The 1,192-nt window shown below is 59.7% G+C and carries 1 protein-coding gene; it reads left to right on the top strand.

The window, feature by feature from the left end:
* Positions 1–954: EcsC family protein (locus KAK06_RS23980; RefSeq protein WP_210804700.1), on the top strand; the 954-nt coding region annotated here is incomplete at its 5' end.
* Positions 955–1,192: the final 238 nt, after the last annotated feature.

Here is a 1,192-nt window from a genome sequence, read left to right as displayed (position 1 = left end):
AGCCGCCACACAGGCCCCCGCGGCCAGGGACGGCACGATGGTTCAGTTCAACACGGTTTATCTGCCTCGGCTGCCCGCCGCGCGCGCTGCCGGCCGTCGGGCTCGGCAGATAAACGCTATCTGTTAGATTCGCAACAACCGCTTCGCGCGGTGGAGGACCATATGACCACGCAAGAGAAGGAACTCGAGCCCCAGCATCTCGATGAGCTTCGCCTTGCGAAGCAGCTGCTAGAGAACCCGGGATTTGCAATTAAGGCCAGTAATCTGCTCGGTAAGCCAATCGAAAAGGGTATAGAACTGTTGCCGGCTACGTGGCAAGACAGGGTCGGCGAGTTCACCCGAGACGCTCTCATGGTTGCTTTAAAGGGCGCAGTGCTGACGATGGGCAAGGCGGAGACAGACTCCTATCCTTGGTGGCACAAGGCCGCAGCCACAATCACTGGCGCAGCGGGCGGCTTCTTTGGACTGCCCGCACTTGCCATCGAGCTTCCGGTTTCTACCACCATCATGTGCCGCTCTATTGCGGACATTGCGCGCTCCAATGGCGAAAGTTTGACGGACGTGCAGACAAAGTTGGCTTGTATTGAGGTCTTCGCTTTAGGGGGCCCCGGAAGCAAGGATGACGCCTCGGAGACCGCATACTTTGCAATGAGGACGGCGCTTGGTCGCGCCGTCACTGAAGTAACAGAGTATCTAGCCACACACACGATTGCCGAAGAAGGCGCCCCTGCGCTCGTACGGCTTGTCGTTCTGGTTGCCTCCCGGTTCCAGGTGCAGGTCACGGAGAAGGCAGCGGCCCAGGCGATACCGGTAATCGGCGCGATCTCCGGTGGCGCGATCAACTACTTGTTTATGGACCACTTTCAAGATATGAGTCGAGGTCACTTTACTGTGCGCAGACTCGAGCGCATATACGGACCTCATGCTGTAAAACTGGCGTACGAGCGAATCTAACCCCTCGCTGGAACCGACGCCCACCGTCATGGCACTTGGCCCGCTTCCCGGCTTAGATCATCATCCGTACAGCGGGCCAAGCACCATGCCGGCGTGCGCGGCTCAGCTCGAACGTTGAACTAAACCGCTGACGCGGTGGCTGCCTGCGCAGGGTGGTCACCGCGTTTGACGTTGATGGGGGAGCTTGCCTGGGAAGGCGAGCAGGAGAAGCCTTCGGGGTTGGGGAATGGTCCCCGGC

Origin of the sequence: Ideonella aquatica, assembly GCF_018069755.1 — a bacterium.
Taxonomy (GTDB): domain Bacteria; phylum Pseudomonadota; class Gammaproteobacteria; order Burkholderiales; family Burkholderiaceae_C; genus Ideonella; species Ideonella aquatica.
The sequence above is the reverse complement of the archived record's forward strand: the minus strand, read 5'-3'. Positions and strand labels throughout refer to the sequence as shown.